The sequence below is a fragment of the Candidatus Thorarchaeota archaeon genome (assembly GCA_013388835.1).
Classification (GTDB): Archaea; Asgardarchaeota; Thorarchaeia; order Thorarchaeales; family Thorarchaeaceae; genus JACAEL01.
Genome location: JACAEL010000092.1, coordinates 1 through 14,135, shown reverse-complemented (window position 1 = coordinate 14,135; position 14,135 = coordinate 1). Strand labels below are relative to the sequence as shown.

Below are 14,135 nucleotides of genomic sequence, written 5' to 3'. Positions count from 1 at the left end.
AGACGCTGATGTCCTGTCCAGAGGGCATTGCATAATTCAAGGTGCGTGATACTCACTTGCCGTTCAAACTGGTTATCTCGAATCCTGAGACTGGAAAGGCCATTCAGTATCAACTGGATGACGCCAAGACCAACTTTCTGATTGGCAAGCGTGTCGGGGATGTGGTACAGGGTGATGCACTGGGCCTGCCCGGATACAAGCTGAAGATAACTGGGGGTAGCGACAGCAGTGGGTTTCCGATTCGTCCCGATGTCCATGGTGGGGGCAAGAAGCGTGTGCTGATCACCGGTCCTCCTGGCTTCAGAGGTAAGAAGAGAGGTGAAGCCAGACGAAAGACCGTCCGGGGTCGAGAGCTCACTCCACAGATATCTCAGGTCAATATGAGAGTGGAGGAGAAGGGTAGCGCACCTCTTGAAGAGCTGGTCATGAAGCCCTCGTGAATCTATGCATGCACGAGTGCAATGAGTAGGACCATAGACTTCTTATGTGCTCTGCATGGCATCCCTCAGTACACAAGTGCATTCGCGGAGTGAGTAACAGGTGCCGAGATACCACGAAGGACAATCAGAGGTCAGCATTGGCACTCTGGGTCATGTGGACCATGGAAAGACCACGCTTGTAGAGTGCCTGACGGGCGAGTGGACGGACCGGTACTCGTATGAGATAAGGCGAGGAATCTCAATCAAACTGGGCTACGCTGCCACCACCATCCTGAAGTGTAAGACTTGCCCCGAGCCGGATGCATACACAACCAGCTACAGAGCAAAGGATGGAAAGTGTAGCAAGTGTGGGGGCGAGCTCGAGGCCATTCGCGAGATATCCTTCGTTGACAGCCCCGGACACGAGTCACTGATGGCGACCTGTCTCAGTGGAGCAAGCCTGATGGACGGAGCGATACTTGTTATAGCCGCGAATGAGCCCTGTCCAATGCCCCAGACTTCTGAACACCTGCGCGCAATTGAGATTGTCGGCGTCAAGAACTTAATCGTCATCCAGAACAAGATTGAACTGGTGACCCCCGAGGCCGCCCGTGAACACTACAAGCAGATCAGAGCATTCCTCAAGGGCACCATTGCAGAGAATGCTCCGGTGATACCTGTCTCTGCTGTCTTTGGGGCGAACATGGACCTGCTGGTTCAGACCATAGAGAAGGTCATTCCCACACCACAGCGTGACGATGAAGCGACGCCGAAGATGTACATTGCCCGCTCCTTTGACATCAACAAGCCCGGCACTGTACCAGCAGACCTTCAGGGCGGCGTCGTGGGTGGGTCCGTCATCCGTGGGCGATTGAGAGTGGGAGATGAGATTGAGATTGCGCCGGGCAGTGCTACTGACAAGGGCTTCAAGACAATTCGGACAAAGATAGTCAGTCTCCAGTCCGGAAGTGGCAACCCACTCCAAGAGGCGTATCCTGGTGGACTGATTGGCGTCGGGACGTCTCTGGACCCAAGTTTCACACGCGCAGACCAACTGGCGGGCAATGTGCTGGGACGCGTTGGCAAATTGCCCAAGGTGATCTCCCGAATGATGATCAAGCCTGAGCTAATGGAGCGCGTCGTGGGTCTGGAGACCGTGAGAGAAGTAGGGAATCTCCGACTGAACGAACCACTGATGCTTGTCATTGGCACAGCTGCAACCGTTGGGGTAATCACAAGGCTGCACGGTGAAGAGGTTGAGCTGAGTCTGAAGAGACCCGTCTGTGCAGAACCCGGTCAGAGGATCGCGATAGGGCGCAGAGTGGATAACAAGTGGCGTCTGATTGGCCATGCTGTACTATGAGCTCCCGTACGGTTGAGGATGCACATTGACACAGGTGGTACTGCTTGACACCAACTTCCTACTGCTACCCGCACAGTGTGGACTTGACATCTTCGTCGAGACTGAAAGGACGCTTGAGACAAGAGTCCGGTTTGTTGTGTTGAGCTCTTCCCTGTCGGAGATCGACTCCAAAATGACAAGGTTGACAGGCGGAGTTGAGCTGAGGCAGTTCAGGATTGCGCGAGAGCTGGTCCGCAAGTGTGATGTGATTGAGGTTGACCCGGCACTGGCTGGGCTGGCAGTTGACGAACAGCTTCTCGTGTCTGCTAGGAGTATGGGCGCTGTACTGGCAACCAACGATGATGATCTGCGACAACGCGCAAGAGCGCAGGGTGTGCCGGTCTTGACAGCCAGGGGTCACAAACGACTAATGCTTGATGGTTCAGCAGTACTCTAGGCGACATGGGACTTGCACGGTCAGCAGCAGCAGCAGCACCAGCAGCAGCGCAGAAGCCGGACGATTTTGGACCTCTATGCTTGATGTTCACAAGTCTCTGCGTGAACACAGAGACAGAGGTCGACTGGACACCTTATGGGACCTCGAGGAGTGACCCCAGTGCCGTCACATGGGCGCGAGAGGACTCCTGTGTCCACTCTGTGAAACCAAAAATGAACGGTCTTCTCGGAGAAGTCTCAAGGCTCTGCACATGCCGCATTCTCCCACTCATGACTGGGGTCTCTCTGAGGGTCCGGGAGGTGCCCAGACGATGTATGGCGAGTGTCATGGTCCTCCCGAGTGGTGATTCCTTTTCACAACCTTTTTATTATGAACTGCTCGAAAGCCGCTGAGCCGTCGGCCTCAGGTCCTCGGATGCCCGGCCGAGGTCCCGATTGTACTTCTGGCGGAACTTACCCGTTGGTGAGCCTAGGAGGTATCTCTCATTTACTCTGTCGTCACTGTAAGGGACACTGTACGGATTCCCCCGTCCCAGTTTGGACAGCCTCTACAAGAGGCTGCACTAGCGCATCTGAGGAAGAGTCACGAGAACGTCCTAGACCGTGACATCGGTCTCGTGATTGCTGTGCTTGAGGTCCTTGAAATTGGGCAAGGACGCCTCATGCCTGGTGACGGTGAGACCTACCATGCAGTCACGTATCAAGTACTGGTCTTCAAACCGATGCGTGGAGAGGTAATCGAAGGCAATGTTGTGGAGATCATGGACTTCGGTGCGTTTGTGAGGATGGGTCCACTCGATGGTCTGTGCCATGTGAGTCAGATCTGTGATGACTACATAACACAGGACTCGAAGACCAATGCTCTGCTCGGCAAGGAGAGCGGGCGCACGCTCCAGGAAGGCGACCAAGTCCGAGCTAGAATCACCTCCATAAGTCTAGAGTCCGGGAACCGCTCAGGCAAGATTGGTCTCACTATGCGCCAGCCCTTCCTCGGAAAGATTGGACCTGATGCATCCTGGGTTGAGGCTGATGTGAAGGCTGCTCGTGGTGAGTCCAAGAAGGAGAAGAAGTAGGAGCTGATGCGCATCAAATGGCAAAGCTGCGAGCATGTCGACAGTGTCACTTCCTGACAGATGAGAATGTATGTCCCAACTGCAAGAGCACGAACCTCTCCACATCCTTCACCGGCATCGTTGTAATACTGCCCGGGCGGGACCCCAGCGAAGACCCTCGAAAGGCCTCATACGTCGCAGAGCGACTCAACATAGATCGCCCTGGAAAGTATGCTCTGAAGGTCCGATGACCTCGCCATGGTGCAAGGTTTATTAGGTGACCCCCTGTCGCATGGCTGACCCGACTCAGGTACGAACACACACTGAGATTGATGCCTATGAAGATTGACATTCTGCGTGAGTTCGAGAACAAGCTGCTGCAGCGGAAGGAGATTGACTTCCGAATCGAGCATGTCGGCAGTACAACCCCCAGTAGGACCGACGTCAAGGCAAAAGTGGTGGCCCAGCTGAACTCGGACCCGGCCTGCGTTGTCATTACGCGACTTGGCTCGAAGTATGGTATAGGCATGACTCGGGGGAGTGCGAGGATATACTCCACACCTGAACAACTCAGGCTGATTGAACATGCCCACATACTGAAGCGTCATGAACCGAAGAAGAAGAAGAAGGAGGAGGAGGCCTAGTGACGTACAAGCTCTACAAGGTGGAGAAGAGTGGCAAGGTCGCATCAAGCAAGCGTCAGTGTCCGCGATGTGAGAAAGGCACCTACATGGCTGAGCACTTCAACAGGTTCGCATGTGGTCGCTGCGGATACACCGAGTTCAAGCGTAAGAGCAGCTAGTGCCTAGCTGTCACTCTCCAACAATCGCCATCACCCACCGCACGAAGAGTAGCACTCCAACCACTATGGTCAGCCCAACGTCCACTACGAATGCACCGGGCAACGTGGGCTCGAGCACTGCTGAAAGTACGAGGGACAGTGGAAACGTCAACACAAATGGGAGCGTAGAGACAGTCAGAGAGACCTCCTCGCTTGAAACCATCGAGTTCACAAGTGACACGACCCAAATGAAGTAGACTCCCGCAAGAAGTGCGACCTCGACTATCATGGCATTCCCCTGTCTGCTAATTCTACTCGCCTCCTCTTGAACTCCCCTGTTGGTACGATGCTGACTGCCCTATGACGACTGGTGCACTGAGTCTAGTTTCGGAAGACGGTCATAGATGCATGGTGTGCGATGAAGACAGTCTTATGCTACGGCACATTCAAGGAAAAGAAACATGGTAGCGGGTGGTCGATTGTCGTCGGCTTTCGGAAGTCGATTCGCCATGAACGACCGATCTCAGGGTTATGAGCCCTGCGGGATAGGCCGGGCTTCCCCAACCCGCTATGTCTAATGCACTTGTTTCTGTGGGGGAGATAAAAGCGTTGCGTAGTAGCAACAGACTCATCATCACAGGACTTGCTCGCCGACAGAGGTGTCTGACTGCCTGCTTACGGTGACCTTTCCAGGTCAGCAGAAAGTCCGACCATCTCTCGTGAGCCCTGATGACATTCATCATCACACAGAGTTGCACAGACTAGTCCTGTCCCCCGGATGCAGTACCGGGGTCACTCCTTGAGGGCCGTTGAAGCATCAAGGTGACATTGATCTGTGTTGCTGCACCACACTATATAAAGCACCACACAGGGCAAGCCTCATCCTGTCCTGCCTCGATGTCCTACCTCCTGAACAGCTGCTGGAATCTCACATGACATGTCCAAAGCCGTCAAGTTTCGCGGCTGCTGTTGCCCCGAGGTTGTTCTCATCTGCGAGTGCCCCGTCACAGTTGCGTGGCCATGTTCTCACGGTCTACTGCGTGACCGATGGCATCACCTGACCCGATAGTGGACCGGAACACAGAATAGGTACGGTCTCTCATCCGGGTCTGAGATTCGGGTCGGCAGCAGCTGTCAGGAGGTCAGACGAGCTTAGGCGTGCAGTGCATGGCAATTGCGTTGCCCGAAAGCACATACACTGAGCCTGAGTCTGTCCAACTCTCAGCTCTCCTCGAATGGATCCAGTGCAGTATCCTTGGAGTGTCGAGACTCCTGTGAAAGACTCTGTCTGACTGACAGCAAACGGTTCTCGGTGAAGCAAGATGACCTTTAGTGTGGGAATAGTCGGAAAGCCCTCTTCAGGTAAGACATCATTCACAAACGCAGCATGTATGACCGACTTCAAGGTCGGAAGCTACCCTTTCACAACAATAGAAGCGAATGTGGGCATCACGCATGTCCGCACTGTCTGTGCCTGCAGAGACTTCGGCGTCAAGGACAACCCTAAGAACTCAATATGCATTGATGGCATCCGTCTGATTCCTGTCAAGCTGATAGATGTGGCGGGCCTAGTGCCAGGCGCACACACAGGGCGTGGGATGGGAAACCAGTTTCTCGATGATCTGCGGCAGGCGGATGTTCTCATCCACATAGTGGACTGTAGCGGGTCACTGGACTCAGAGGGCCAAGAGGTCTCAGCAGGCAGTCACGACCCAGTTGAAGATGTCCGATTCCTTGAGGATGAGCTTACCGAGTGGATATTTGGAATTGTCTCAAAGGACTGGCGACGTATAAGCGGACGAATCCGTGCAGAGGGCGCGAAGTTCGACGACCTCCTCCTTGAGAAGCTGTCCGGACTGAAGATCACCCGGGGACAGATTCTCAAAGCGGTCCGCGACTCTGGGCTGAAGGCTGAGTCCGCAGACAAGTGGACTGACGAGGAACTGAAGGTCTTCTCTAGGCGTCTTCAACTGGTCTCGAAACCGATTATCATCGCGGCCAACAAGATTGACCGACCCACATCTGCGAGTAACCTGCAGAGGCTGAAGGCAACATTCCCTGACTACTTGGTTGTGCCTGTAAGCGCCCTTGCCGAACGGGTACTACGAGAACTGGAGAAGAAGAAGATAATCAAGTATATCCCCGGTAGCGAGGACTTTGAGATCATGGACTCGACCAAGCTGAAGGAGACTGAGATTGAGCAACTGGAGAAGATACGGAGCGAGATTCTCAAGAAGTACAAGGGCACTGGTGTTCAGAACATACTGAATGAGGCAGTGTTTGGCTTCCTGCATATGATATCAGTCTATCCCGTACATGACGCCACCGCACTGACTGATGGAGATGGCAATGTCCTACCTGATGTCTTCCTCGTCCCCGAGGGGACCACCGCAAAGGAGTTTGCTGGCGTAATCCACACTGACCTGATGGAGAGCTTCATTCATGGGGTCGATGCACGGACGAAGATGCGCATCTCTGACAAGCATGTGCTGAAGGACCGGGATGTCATCAAGATAGTGAGCGCCAAAGGCGGCAAGTGAGGCCTCTGGGCTCCCTAGACCGTCAGTCTGCTTCCAAGTCTCCAATACTGCGCGACCAGCGGGAGATAGGTAAACAACTGCGTCCTCTCAACATCAAGCAGCCCCTTCTCGTCCAAGAGCGACTCTTCTATGTGGACTGCGAGGACCTCTGCCAAGAACAGGTCATGAGCTCCAAGGTTGATCACCTGAGTTGTACGACACTCGATGTTGATGGGGCACTCTGCAATCATAGGGCTCTTGACCTTGGATGCCTTTGCAGGAGTGAGTCCACACTCCTTGAACTTGTCGTGGTCGCGTCCTGACTTGGACCCCGCAAAGACTGACGCATCAATCTGTGTTGATGAGGGGATGTTGAGCACGAAGTCACCTTCCTCCATCACCATTCCGTGACTGTGACGATTCGGTCTTATTCCAACGGCCACTGTCGGAGGACTACTACACACGTTTGCAGCCCACGAGATTGTGATTATGTTCGGTCTGGGTTTTCCCCCGACACTGAGCAACACGACTGGGCATGGCACAACGGCCGTCATTGGCTTGAGTTCCCGTTTCATGCCGTAGGTATCCCTCCGCGCTAGGAAAACTGTTGTGGTCAAAGTTTAAGACGGGGGTTATGTGGCAGAAATGCCATCAAACGAGGGATAGCATATGACACGAGTACTGATTGCTGACCCAATTGCTCCTGCAGCTCAGAAGAAGATCGAGGATGCTGGCCTCGAGGTAGTTGTGCGGAGCGCGGACAAGGATGGCCCGATAACACAGCAGATAAAGGGGTTCGACTGCATTGTTGTGCGAAGCGCAACAAAGGTGACCAAGGAGGTCATCGATGCAGCAGACAAGCTGAAGCTCATTGTACGAGCTGGCGTTGGTCTTGACAACGTTGATGCCGAGGCCGCCAAGGCAAAAGGAATCAAGGTCATGAACACACCAGAGGCCCCCTCAATCTCTGTGGCTGAGCTCGTCTTTGCAATGTTCCTAGGTCTCGCTCGTAGTCTGACTCAAGCGGACAGTTCCATGAAGAGTGAGCGTTGGGAAAAGAAGAAGCTCACTGGCATGGAACTGTGGAACAAGACCGTGGGAATAGTCGGCCTCGGACGGATTGGGACAGAGGTTGCTCGAAGAGCAAAGGCATTCGGTATGAACGTTCTCGTGTTGGCACATCGCACTGACGTGACAATGAAGTGCAGCGAACTGGGGCTCAAGAAGTCTACTCTTGAAGAGATACTGACAGAGTCCGACTTCATCACTGTGCATGTGCCACTCCTGCCAGAGACGAAGGGGATGATTGGTGCAAAGGAGTTGGCCAAGATGAAGAAGACTGCCTTTGTGGTCAACACTTCACGAGGTGGAGTCATAGATGAGGCCGCGCTCCTAAAGGCGCTCGACGAGGGCCAAATTGCGGGTGCTGGACTTGATGTCTTCGAGTCAGAGCCTCCGGTCGACTGGAAGCTCGTCAAGCACCCGAAGGTGATTGCGACACCCCACGTTGCCTCCTCAACACAAGAGGCTCAAGAGAAAGTAGGCGACCTTGCTGCAGAGAAGGTTGTCGGTGAACTCGGCAAGAAGTAGAACTCAAGCGGTCTGTAGTAGCTGCCCACGAGTTGGGCCGCCTTGGGCATCGCTGAGTGGTGCCCACATACCTCCCTGCAAAGACGGAGCGCCTGAGGTTGGCTCGACGCGTCATCAGACGTCGAGGAGTGACCCCAGTGCTCTCTCCCAGGAGCGACAGGACTCCTGTGACCGGACGCATACGTGCTCGTCTTGAGATTGTCCTGACGACACTCGACTGACCTCTGGGAGGAGACTCACCACGGAGCGTCCTCCCGGTGAGGACAGGTTCTTGCGTCCAACTCCATCCAACAATCAACGTGGAGAGTGGAAAACAGGGCGCTCCTCGCGTGGGCGTGGGCGAACCTGTCACAACTCAACGAGGTCTGAAGCGGAGATGGAACAATCGCTACATCTTTAAGGACTGCAGGAGCGGTCCGAGCACAGTGTCAGCCACACGTTGACACTATCTGTTCCTTTGTGTTGGCGGATGCGTCCGCAGGGATGTGGCCTACTAGGGCTGAACCACAAGCAAAGTGAATCTGATGACAACAAAGGACGTAGACTTTCATGTCAGCATATGAACGAATGGACCAGGAATGGCTGGCTGAGCAGAAGAAGCGCACGGACCTCGTCAAGAGCCGGCTAATCGTATGGAGAAAGCAAGAGAGCATAGTCCGCCTCGAGGGCCCCACTCGACTCGGAAGAGCTCGTTCGCTGGGCTACAAAGCCAAGCAGGGCTATGTTGTTGTGAGAGCACGAGTGGGTCGTGGTCCTCGTGAGAAGCCACGACCAAGAGCAGGCCGGAAGCCCAGAAGCCTTGGTGTGACCAGGTACACGCCCATGAAGTCGAGGCAGTGGATAGCGGAAGAACGTGTTGCAAGGAAGTTCCCGAATCTGCGAGTACTCAACTCATACTGGGTGGGGGACGACCACAAGTGGCTCTTCTATGAAGTGATCCTAGTTGACCCAAGTCACCCTGTGATATACAACGACCCTGAGATCAACTGGGTGTGTGACCCGTCCCAGAAGGGACGTGTTCACCGCGGTCTGACATCTGCAGGGAAGCGTAGTAGAGGCCTTCGAAACAAGGGCAAGGGCGCTGAGAAGATACGTCCGTCTCTTCGTGCGAAGGACAACTTGGGCAAGTGAGTAAAGGTGCGTAACGAAGGGAAATGACCATGCCCTTCGTGGAGAGAATAACCACTCGTGCATACTCTAGAGGGACTGAGGTGCTGAGTCGTGTTCAGACTGCGGTCCTCTCTCTGTATCCCGAAGCAGTCCGCGAGAGGGTCGACCTCAAGGTCACACCCACCGAGGGACACAACCAGAGCCCCATAATGGTGCTCTCTGCAGACCTACGAGGTAAGAAGGACTGCCATCATGTCCTCACCTCGATACTTGGAAGGCTGGAGCCATCGGACCGGCAGACTCTGATGAGTACGCTTGAGCAGAGGTTGGACGAGAACTGCACACTCTACATCCGGGTGGAGAAACAGGATGCCTATCTGGGGCGAGTCCGACTGGCTGTCGGGCCAGACCTTATCAGCATACAGGTACATCTTCGCGACTACCCCCGCTGTACTCCTGAGAGCGTTCGTGGTCTGCTAAGTGCTACAATCGAGTCTCTGGAGGTCTGACCTGTTGTCGATAGACCTGTGCATAATGCCGGCCCACACCGAGGACCTGACCAAGTACATAGACATGGCTAGAGCGCTGGGACTCTGTGGTCTGGCCATGCCGGGTATCTCTTGCCAAGATGAGGCGGAGGTCAACGGTGTGACTGTCTATTCCCGAAGGAGCCTCAATGGAAAGAGCGCGCGCGCAATCAAGGATCAGGTGGCGCGTCATTGTAGCAAGTACACAATCATCTCGATGCCCCTTTGCAGCGCGAGTCCGGTTGTATGGGCCTCTCCCGACTCCAGAGTGGACATGATATCCGTCACTGGTACTGAGCCAGACTGTACACTCTGCAAGACCGTCGCCCGTCATGCTGCAAGCTCCGGCACAGTGCTTGAAGTGTCACTGTCGCCGTTGATCTCTCAATCCGGTCTGGAGCGCTCCAGAACAATCAAGACCCTTCGAGAGTCTGTTAGGACCGCGGTCGCATCGGACATGCAGGTCGTGCTGTCCAGCTATGCGACAACACCTCTGGAGATGCGCTCTCCGTCAGCAATGGTATATGCAGGTCGCCTGCTGGGCCTTGACGAGTCGTACCTCAAGCATGCGGTGAGGGAGGTGTCTGGAAAAGTGGTGGCTAGGGCAAGGATGCGACGCTCACAGAAGGTCGTCTATCCGGGTGTGGAGATAATGGAGGCGTGATGCTCACGAAACCGTATCGGCGACGGCACGTCCTGTTCCAACTGCATCATGCCGGTCCCGCTGTAAGTGAGAAGCAACTGAGCGCAGCCATCCGCAAGAGCCTGCTGACGCTCTTCGGAGAGGTCTGTGTGGCAGACTCCCACTTCTATCTGGACTCGTATGACCCTGACTCGGGACTCGGGATACTACAGTGTTCATCCTCTGTGTTGCCCGACCTCCTCACTGCTGCATCGGTGATCCGGATGGTGGACCAGACGGAGGTTTCATTCGACCCACGCAAGACGTCGGGAACCATCAAGTCACTCAGTAAGTATCTGGCTCCTCAATCGACATCCGGACCTCTACAGCCTTTCCACCGTCAAGAATGAACGGTCTCGACTCCCAGTGGTCTTGCTGTCTTGAGGCTATGAGCCAGACCACCGGGTTCAGTCTCATGTTGGCAAGGTCGCTGGATGACGGTCTGGGCGGCGCCGGATGCGAGTGGAATATGGCAAGCATCTCCTCTCCTCTCTGTTCCGCCTCGACTAGGAGCCTGTACTCCTCTTCAGGGTCTATCTCAAATGCAGCTGTCGACTCAAGCGTGTTCTTCATCAGCTCCACCCTTGTCACGAAGAGCTCCCCCTGTTCTGCTCTGCCGAAGAGCAACGCAGGGGCCTCGTAGGGTCTGCAGCGTTCAGCATAGGCATGTAGGCTCTTCAAGTGTTGCTCTGACAGGTGGAGTGTATACTGCATCTCTGGCTCCCCTGCTAGAACGCCGACTTCACGGTCTCAAGTACTATGCAGGTCTCGACTTCTCCCACACCCGGTATCTTTCCAAGACTCTTCTCGAGAAAGCTGCGCAGCTGGCTCAGGTCGTCCATGGTCACCTTCAGCATTATGCCACATGCGCCGTCCAAAAAGTATGCCTCATCCACCTCTTTGTATGCCTTGACGCGCTCTGCTATAATGCTGGCCTGCTTCATCAGCGTCTTGACCCGAATCATTGCACAGACATGTCTGCCAATCTTCGTAGGGTCTAGGACCACTGTGAACTTCTTGATGATCCCCTCGTCAATCAGCCGCTTCAGTCGTCTCCGTATCGTGACCTCGGTCTTGTCTACAGCAGTGGCAATCTCAGAAAGAGACCTTCTGCCGTCCTCCTGTAGCATCTCGATGATTCTCTGATCAGTCTCGTCCAGCTTCACGACTCTGTCCTCTCAGCCGCTAGCAAATGCCTGTTGGGGACATTGGCCAATCCGGGTCTGTCTGCTCCTGCACATATACCTTCCGACTTTTGAGCGTTTTCGATACTGAGCACTATCAGGTTCGATACTCCCTCAGAGTACTCTGAGCTGCTCCGACAGGATCCTGTCCTCCTGCCCTGACATTATGGCATAGAGCTCGATGTGGTCGATGAGCTTCGGGGCGTTACGAATCTTCTTCTCCAGGAGTTCCTGTATCTGAAATATACCTGACGCATTGCTCATCTCAACCTCTATTCTGACCGCCTTGTCCTTCCCCTTGCCAATCCTGACCTCTCGTATCGCCATTGCGGACGCAGAGTGTATGTTGACACTTCCCGCCTCGAATGGGATTCTGGCGCGTCCTGCAGTCATGTCGACCGCGTCCGCTATCCCAACCAGACCCGCCTCCATAGTGCTTGGCTTCACCAGCTTGTCGTGGCTCACTATCGCATGAAGGACATGTCCCCTGATGTGTACCTGTTTTCGTCGGTTGGCAGGATACACCTTCGCAAGGACTCGCTCAATTATCGGCATGGCAAGCACTACGGAAAAGTCATTGTGTTCCTCACGATGCACGCTCATCCCTACGTCATGGAGATAGCACGCAAGTAGCACGACCAACTGGGCATCCTGAAGGTCCCCGGTCCCCTCCTGAACTATGGTGGGCTCAACAGTTCCCCTCAATGCATTGAACAACTCGCCACCACTCTTGGTGACTATCAGTGAGTGGATGTGACCGTGGTCCGAGTATCCGAGTCGGTCTATCGCCATTCGGTTCGTGTCCTCAAGAATGGTCTGGACTTCAATGTCGTTCTCAAGCTCGTCGAATGCAACCAGACAGAGCGGATTGTCTTCAAACAGCTTCCTGACTCTCTCCTTGAGAGTCGTCTTTTGATGCTTGGTTCCTTTCTTCACTTAGATGTATAACCCCCTCAGTAGGTCTATTCATCTCTCATCACTGGTGTGGCATACATACGACAAAAACACTTCGCATTGTGGCACAAAGCTGTTCATGTCTCGGTATACATGTTCGACTGGAGCAACTCAATGGAATCCCCTCGTGCAGGCAACCGTTCATTTCTAGTTGGACTGAGTTTGACACAGGAGCCTTGTCGCTCCCAGCAGGAGACGGCACTGGGGTCACTCCTCGAGAAGAGGTCTCATGAGGTGTCGAGCTGACCTCGAGCTCTCCGTCTCCGCACGGAGGTATGTATGCACCACACAGCGATGTCCAGGGCCGTCCAACTTCTAGGCAGCTGCTGCTGACCCAAGCTGTGCGAGTACAGTCTATGCACTGGAGAATGTGACGAGTTACGAAGGGGTCATTCCCGTCCCAAGTCTAGGGATGTACTCCATCATCTTCCGAAACCCGACCAATGAAAGCGTGTCCTTTCGCGTGGACATGACCAAGCGGGTCCCCCAGGTTCACATCTTCGTACCGTCTGCCTGTCTGACTGTTCTCGGAGTTGGCCTGAGTGTGATTGTGCGGCTCAGCAAGCGAAGTAGGGCTGCCGAGTTCGTTGACCATGCAGGCGTTCCCATTCCCACTAAGTATGCTTCTCAACCTAGAAACACTGGGTATCTTGCTTGGTCGGAGAATCCTGATACGCTGAAACTACTGCCGGGCAGAAGGTACGGCTAGACAGCACTTCCACTGCACCACTGCAGTCACTGGTTATGCATATTGAAGGTGAACAGAAAGAGAGGAGGGTGCTCAACAGTGCACAGACAGGGCAAGTACCAGAGCCATCCCCGCCACCCGTACTCCTGAGCCATCGCCATCTCCTTGTTCAGAGGACGACAGCGATGAGTAGCCGATTACAATTTCCAGTTACTTCGTTCTATGGCATCCAAGAATCGTTGTCCAGTATCACCTCAACTGTTTGGTTTCCTAGGGAACTCCCAAGGACGCTCAAGTTCCATCACCATGGACTGTGATGTTGCCCTGCCTGTAGCGGTGCGTCTGCCAGTGCTTCAGTGATTAAGGACTATCAGAGCCCGTTTGGAGCCAGCTGGTGACTCCCACATATGTCTTGGCTTTTTAAGCTCTGGAGAGAGGAATTACATACTGGAGAATAGTCGCTTGACGGTGACAAGTTCTCTAGGAAAAGGAAAAGAGTGGATCTAACTCCATACTATGTGCGGATAGCATGCAAGTTTCCCGAATTCCCGAACAGTGACACACACAAGAACCGTGCAGGTACAGAAAGCGGATTTGAACTCACCGGCAAGACAGAGCCCACATACGAGTTCCAACGAAACGGTATGACGCATGTATCGGTGGAGTCTTGCGAACGAATCGATGCTGACGAACGAGTCACGAGGCGACTTGTGAGCATACCTTGGATTCTGGCAGTGCTTGCAGTCTTGCTTGCACTTGTCACTGGGTCCGAGTCATTCGGCATATTCGGTCCAGCAGAGATGTTCTTAGTAGCTGTGCCATACAAGATTC

20 protein-coding genes and 1 tRNA gene are annotated in these 14,135 nt (G+C 54.2%); 15 read left to right on the top strand and 6 right to left on the bottom strand.

Annotation, left to right across the window (positions count from 1 at the left end; all coding sequences use genetic code 11):
* Positions 1 to 56: 56 nt before the first annotated feature.
* From HXY34_13465 to HXY34_13435, 7 genes are all read left to right on the top strand, one after another.
* A complete protein-coding gene (locus HXY34_13465; GenBank protein NWF97144.1) occupies positions 57 to 440 on the top strand; it encodes a 30S ribosomal protein S6e in 384 nt (127 codons plus the stop codon).
* A gap of 100 nt (positions 441 to 540) precedes the next feature.
* Positions 541 to 1,782, top strand: coding sequence for a translation initiation factor IF-2 subunit gamma (locus tag HXY34_13460; GenBank protein NWF97143.1), 1,242 nt, complete (start codon positions 541 to 543; stop codon positions 1,780 to 1,782).
* 25 nt (positions 1,783 to 1,807) lie between these two features.
* Entirely contained in the window at positions 1,808 to 2,218 is a 411-nt protein-coding gene (locus HXY34_13455; protein ID NWF97142.1) for a hypothetical protein, read from the top strand.
* A gap of 484 nt (positions 2,219 to 2,702) precedes the next feature.
* The gene (locus HXY34_13450; GenBank protein NWF97141.1) at positions 2,703 to 3,290 is read left to right on the top strand and encodes a DNA-directed RNA polymerase; all 588 of its coding nucleotides are present in this window, start codon (positions 2,703 to 2,705) and stop codon (positions 3,288 to 3,290) included.
* Positions 3,291 to 3,307: 17 nt separating this feature from the next.
* Positions 3,308 to 3,520 (top strand): hypothetical protein, encoded by a 213-nt coding sequence (locus tag HXY34_13445; protein ID NWF97140.1) that lies wholly within the window; start codon positions 3,308 to 3,310, stop codon positions 3,518 to 3,520.
* An 87-nt stretch (positions 3,521 to 3,607) separates the two neighbouring features.
* On the top strand, positions 3,608 to 3,913 hold the full coding sequence (locus tag HXY34_13440) for a 30S ribosomal protein S24e (GenBank protein ID NWF97139.1): 306 nt from the start codon (positions 3,608 to 3,610) through the stop codon (positions 3,911 to 3,913).
* Entirely contained in the window at positions 3,913 to 4,071 is a 159-nt protein-coding gene (locus HXY34_13435) for a 30S ribosomal protein S27ae (GenBank protein ID NWF97138.1), read from the top strand. The genes HXY34_13440 and HXY34_13435 overlap by 1 nt, the downstream gene beginning before the upstream one ends.
* Before the next feature lie 10 nt (positions 4,072 to 4,081).
* Here the strand turns inward: HXY34_13435 and HXY34_13430 are convergent, their stop codons facing one another.
* Positions 4,082 to 4,339, bottom strand: a complete 258-nt coding sequence (locus HXY34_13430; GenBank protein NWF97137.1) for a hypothetical protein — start codon at positions 4,337 to 4,339, stop codon at positions 4,082 to 4,084.
* Between the two features lie 173 nt (positions 4,340 to 4,512).
* Positions 4,513 to 4,620: transfer RNA gene (locus HXY34_13425), tRNA-Met, on the bottom strand.
* Positions 4,621 to 5,372: 752 nt separating this feature from the next.
* On the opposite strand from HXY34_13425, the gene HXY34_13420 reads away from it, so the two are divergent.
* The gene (locus HXY34_13420) at positions 5,373 to 6,590 is read left to right on the top strand and encodes a redox-regulated ATPase YchF (GenBank protein ID NWF97136.1); all 1,218 of its coding nucleotides are present in this window, start codon (positions 5,373 to 5,375) and stop codon (positions 6,588 to 6,590) included.
* Between the two features lie 14 nt (positions 6,591 to 6,604).
* Here HXY34_13420 and HXY34_13415 read toward each other — a convergent pair whose 3' ends face one another.
* Positions 6,605 to 7,144, bottom strand: coding sequence for a flavin reductase family protein (locus tag HXY34_13415; protein ID NWF97135.1), 540 nt, complete (start codon positions 7,142 to 7,144; stop codon positions 6,605 to 6,607).
* A gap of 94 nt (positions 7,145 to 7,238) precedes the next feature.
* Between HXY34_13415 and HXY34_13410 the strand changes: the two genes are divergently transcribed.
* From HXY34_13410 to HXY34_13390, 5 genes are all read left to right on the top strand, one after another.
* On the top strand, positions 7,239 to 8,159 hold the full coding sequence (locus HXY34_13410; protein NWF97134.1) for a hydroxyacid dehydrogenase: 921 nt from the start codon (positions 7,239 to 7,241) through the stop codon (positions 8,157 to 8,159).
* A gap of 549 nt (positions 8,160 to 8,708) precedes the next feature.
* The gene (locus tag HXY34_13405) at positions 8,709 to 9,290 is read left to right on the top strand and encodes a 50S ribosomal protein L15e (GenBank protein ID NWF97133.1); all 582 of its coding nucleotides are present in this window, start codon (positions 8,709 to 8,711) and stop codon (positions 9,288 to 9,290) included.
* 29 nt (positions 9,291 to 9,319) lie between these two features.
* The gene (locus HXY34_13400; protein NWF97132.1) at positions 9,320 to 9,778 is read left to right on the top strand and encodes a hypothetical protein; all 459 of its coding nucleotides are present in this window, start codon (positions 9,320 to 9,322) and stop codon (positions 9,776 to 9,778) included.
* 4 nt (positions 9,779 to 9,782) lie between these two features.
* The gene (locus tag HXY34_13395; GenBank protein ID NWF97131.1) at positions 9,783 to 10,460 is read left to right on the top strand and encodes a hypothetical protein; all 678 of its coding nucleotides are present in this window, start codon (positions 9,783 to 9,785) and stop codon (positions 10,458 to 10,460) included.
* Positions 10,460 to 10,828 carry a hypothetical protein gene (locus HXY34_13390; GenBank protein ID NWF97130.1) on the top strand — a complete coding sequence of 123 codons (369 nt, stop codon included), beginning with the start codon at positions 10,460 to 10,462 and terminating at the stop codon, positions 10,826 to 10,828. Before HXY34_13395 ends, HXY34_13390 begins: the two co-directional genes overlap by 1 nt.
* Here HXY34_13390 and HXY34_13385 read toward each other — a convergent pair.
* The 3 genes from HXY34_13385 to HXY34_13375 form a co-directional block, all read right to left on the bottom strand.
* Positions 10,764 to 11,192 (bottom strand): M67 family metallopeptidase, encoded by a 429-nt coding sequence (locus HXY34_13385; protein NWF97129.1) that lies wholly within the window; start codon positions 11,190 to 11,192, stop codon positions 10,764 to 10,766. The two genes, HXY34_13390 and HXY34_13385, sit on opposite strands and share 65 nt — an antisense overlap.
* Before the next feature lie 14 nt (positions 11,193 to 11,206).
* A complete protein-coding gene (locus HXY34_13380; GenBank protein ID NWF97128.1) occupies positions 11,207 to 11,644 on the bottom strand; it encodes an Lrp/AsnC family transcriptional regulator in 438 nt (145 codons plus the stop codon).
* A 132-nt stretch (positions 11,645 to 11,776) separates the two neighbouring features.
* Positions 11,777 to 12,598, bottom strand: coding sequence for an HD domain-containing protein (locus tag HXY34_13375; protein ID NWF97127.1), 822 nt, complete (start codon positions 12,596 to 12,598; stop codon positions 11,777 to 11,779).
* 388 nt (positions 12,599 to 12,986) lie between these two features.
* Here HXY34_13375 and HXY34_13370 point away from each other — a divergent pair, with 388 nt between their 5' ends.
* The gene (locus tag HXY34_13370) at positions 12,987 to 13,325 is read left to right on the top strand and encodes a hypothetical protein (protein NWF97126.1); all 339 of its coding nucleotides are present in this window, start codon (positions 12,987 to 12,989) and stop codon (positions 13,323 to 13,325) included.
* Between the two features lie 476 nt (positions 13,326 to 13,801).
* Positions 13,802 to 14,135 (top strand): hypothetical protein (locus tag HXY34_13365; protein NWF97125.1); only part of this gene is annotated, 334 nt, incomplete at its 3' end.